Here is a 3,871-nt window from a genome sequence, read left to right on the forward strand (position 1 = left end):
TAATCAAATTTATCAAATTTCATAATTTTAGATTCCTATAATTTCTATTTTAAATATATTTTATAGGAATTTTAAAATAACTAGGTTATGCAAGAAGTCTATTAAATAACTCCTAAAATATTTAAATTTTGTTATAATATAATATGTCCAAATATAAAAACGATTTAAGAATTAAAGAAAAAATTTAAAGTAGGTTTCTTTACTTAGCAAGATAAATTTATATAACTTAATTAATAAATTTTTTAATATAAGGAGAATTAGTGCAAGAAATATTTTAATATACTAAAAGTATCTTCTAGTTTTATAATAAGTTATTGAAGCAAAAAATAAAAAGGGTTACTTTTAATTGACAAAGTAGTTTTAAAACAATTAGAAGTATTAAGCTAGGAAAAACAAAGATAACATTGTTAGTAGATAAAAATTATTTATAATGTAATGACAATGGTGATTATTTTTAAGGGCACAAAATTAACATAACGAGAAAAGGATACGTAATGAAATTTATTGATGTTGCAACAATTAAATTATTTGCAGGAAAAGGCGGTGATGGTGCCGTTGCTTTTCATCGTGAATTATATGTGCCAAAAGGTGGTCCTTCGGGTGGCGATGGTGGCGATGGTGGTAGCATTATTTTTGTTGGCGATGAAGGGATGAATACATTACTTGATTTAAAATATCAGAGAGAAATTAAAGCAGCCGATGGTCAAAATGGAAACATTAAAAATATGCATGGTAAAAATGCTATTAATAAGTATATTAAAGTTCCGTTAGGTACATTAATTTATAATAATCAAACAAATGAAATTATTGGTGATATTACTACTCATAAGCAAGAAGTTGTCTTAGCAAAAGGTGGCCAGGGTGGCCGTGGTAATGCTCGCTTTGCAAATTCTAAAAATAAAGCACCGACTATCTTTGAAGCTGGTGATTTAGGGGAGACATTAGAGATTCGTTGTGAATTAAAAGTTTTAGCTGATGTTGGTCTAGTTGGTTTACCGAATGTTGGTAAATCAACTTTATTAGCAAAAATTTCAAAAGCTAAACCACAGATAGCTGATTATCCATTTACTACCTTAACCCCGCAATTAGGAGTGGTTCAAGATCAAAAACATCATAGTTTTGTTGTTGCAGATTTACCAGGGTTAATTGCTGGCGCAGCAGCAGGTAAGGGACTAGGGCATGATTTTTTACGCCATATTGAACGTTGTAAATTGATTGTCCATGTCTTAGATATGTCAGGGAATTATGGAACAGAAGATGTTTACCAAAATTATTTAAATGTTAAAACAGAATTAAAAAAATATAATTATAAATTAGAATTACGACCAGAAATTATTGTAGCAAATAAAATGGATCTTGAGATTGCAGCAAAAAATTTAATTAAATTTAAGACGCAAATTCCAACTGCAGAAATTATTGAAGTTAGTGGTTTAATGAATCAAAATTTATCATTGTTAATAAATCAAATTGGAGCAGCTTTGACAAAAATTAAGGATAATAAAGCATTATGGCAATTAGATGAAATAACATCAACGGAAGAAGATTATAAAGTATATAAGTATACCACACCAATTGAACAAGAGGTGGAAGTTGTTAATCTTGGCAATGGTGTTTGAAAAGTAGCGGGGGCAGCAGTTTATCAAGCTTATCATAAAACACCAATTACAACTTATGATAATCTATTATTATTTAATAAAAAATTACAAGATTTAAAAGTTTTTGAAATATTACGAGCAAAAGGAGCAAAAGCAGGAGATATTGTTCGCATTTTTGATTACGAATTAGAATGGGATGGATAATGATGAAAGAATTAAAACAATATTTGAGTTATTTAGTAAAATGAATTAAAGCAGAAGTAACAAAATCCAAATGCGAGGGGGTTATTGTTGGTTTATCTGGCGGAATTGATTCAGCTGTTGTTAGTTTATTAGCAAAACAAGCTTTTCCTAATCATCATTTAGCAGTTATCATGCCCTGTCATTCTGATTATTTTGATCAAGAATGTGCACAATTATTAATTAATAATCATCAATTAAATTATCATCTTGTTGATTTAACAGCAACATATGATAATTTAATTGCAACATTAGCTTTACCACCACATCAATTAGCATTCGCTAATATTAAACCACGGTTACGAATGACGACCCTATATGCTTTAGCACAAAGCCATAATTATATGGTTTTGGGTACAGATAATGCTGATGAATGACATGTTGGATATTTTACTAAATATGGTGATGGTGCTGCTGATTTAGTTCCTATTATTCATTTACTAAAATCTGAAGTTCAGCAAGCAGCACAACTATTAGGTGTGCCATCACAAATTATTTCACGTCCACCAACAGCGGGATTATGGACTAATCAAACTGACGAAAAAGAATTAGGATTTACTTATCAACAATTAGATTATTATTTACAAGGAAAATCGGTTCCAGCAGCTATTGCACAACGAATTAAACAATTACATCAAAGTTCTGAACATAAACGACGATTACCTAAAGGACCACCCAATATTTTTAGTTCGTTAATTTCTGTTAGCAAAAATTAAAATTGTTTTGCAATTAGTATTGTAAAACTTTTTTTAATTAGAATTAATGTCTTTATCTTTTAGTAATTTCAAATAAAGAACATTTTTTTGAAGTTAAGTTTTACAATTTGCAAAGTTATATATTTCAATTATTACATTATGTCTTTGAACAATTATAATATTTATTTTAAGTAAACTTATATTTAAATGAGAAATTGGGATTAACTAATGTAGATAATTTAGTTTTTTTAAATTTAAATATTACTACTAAATAATGTTAAGATATTTTTAAAAAATAGATTTATGAATGGGTATACATTTAGGTTTTATAAAAAATTATTTTTTTATTATTTATTATTAATTTGTTTTTATTACTTAATTTATTATTTACATATCATATTTTAGGAGTCAAAAACAGTCTATGCTTTTAAAATGTGACTATTAATTATTATTTTGATAGCAAAATTAAGTAAACTAAAACAATTAATTTTAATTAGGATTTTTAATAAAATTAAGAAAACTAAATGTTTCCAAAAAGTGCGAGCACCACCTTTATGATAAAGTTAATACATTTTTGTTTAAAGTGGATTGTTTGCTTATTTTTGTTATATAATGAAAATAATAATATTAATATATATCTGATGTAATTATCGTTTATATCAATTTAAATCGATTATATTAATTAATATTGATTTAAATCGATTTAAAAGTAAAAATATAGTTTAAATAATGTAATTTAACAATTAATGTTTTTTACCCTAATTGTTACTTTAATTATGTTAAATTGCAAAAATGCAATTAGGATATTATTATGTATTTATAAAATTTTATATTTAAAGAAGCATGTTTCCGTATTTCTTTGAAAAAATCTATTAAGTAATAAAAAATTAGAAACATTTTTTATAAGAAAAGAATTATGGAGGTTTTTATGAAACATACAAATCATAAATGAGGAAGATATGAAAGAAATTCAATTTGAAAATCATATGCAATGAATAAAGTTCAAAAATATTTTTAACACAAAGATTATAGTAAATATGATCTTTTTCAAGAAGCACCATGCAAATATTGTGGTCAATTAATGCTAAAAGCTCAATATCAAGATATTCAACCTGATAAAGATTATTCTTGAACTATTGATTATATTGATGGTAATCTTTCCAATAACGCTTTAGAAAATTTACAACCAGCGCATCCCTGATGCTATAATGATAAATAATCTTGATTTTTAATAACAATAGACTTCTTGCATAACCTAGTTATTTTAAAATTCCTATAAAATATATTTAAAATAGAAATTATAGGAATCTAAAATTATGAAATTTGATAAATTTGATATTA

The 3,871-nt window shown here is 25.8% G+C and carries 3 protein-coding genes; all 3 read left to right on the plus strand.

Annotated features, from left to right (window positions below):
• Positions 1–494: 494 nt before the first annotated feature.
• The 3 genes from obgE to EHV01_RS03825 all read left to right on the plus strand — a co-directional run bounded on the left by obgE (position 495) and on the right by EHV01_RS03825 (position 3,749).
• Positions 495–1,799 carry a GTPase ObgE gene (gene obgE / locus EHV01_RS03815; protein WP_422066272.1) on the plus strand — a complete coding sequence of 435 codons (1,305 nt, stop codon included), beginning with the start codon at positions 495–497 and terminating at the stop codon, positions 1,797–1,799.
• On the plus strand, positions 1,799–2,551 hold the full coding sequence (nadE, locus tag EHV01_RS03820; RefSeq protein WP_422066273.1) for an NAD(+) synthase: 753 nt from the start codon (positions 1,799–1,801) through the stop codon (positions 2,549–2,551). The genes obgE and nadE overlap by 1 nt, the downstream gene beginning before the upstream one ends.
• 1,060 nt (positions 2,552–3,611) lie before the next feature.
• Entirely contained in the window at positions 3,612–3,749 is a 138-nt protein-coding gene (locus tag EHV01_RS03825; RefSeq protein WP_422066274.1) for a hypothetical protein, read from the plus strand.
• The last annotated feature ends 122 nt before the right edge of the window (positions 3,750–3,871 follow it).

The organism is Spiroplasma sp. hy2 (assembly GCF_044714365.1).
Lineage (GTDB): Bacteria > Bacillota_I > Bacilli_A > Mycoplasmatales > Mycoplasmataceae > Spiroplasma > Spiroplasma phoeniceum.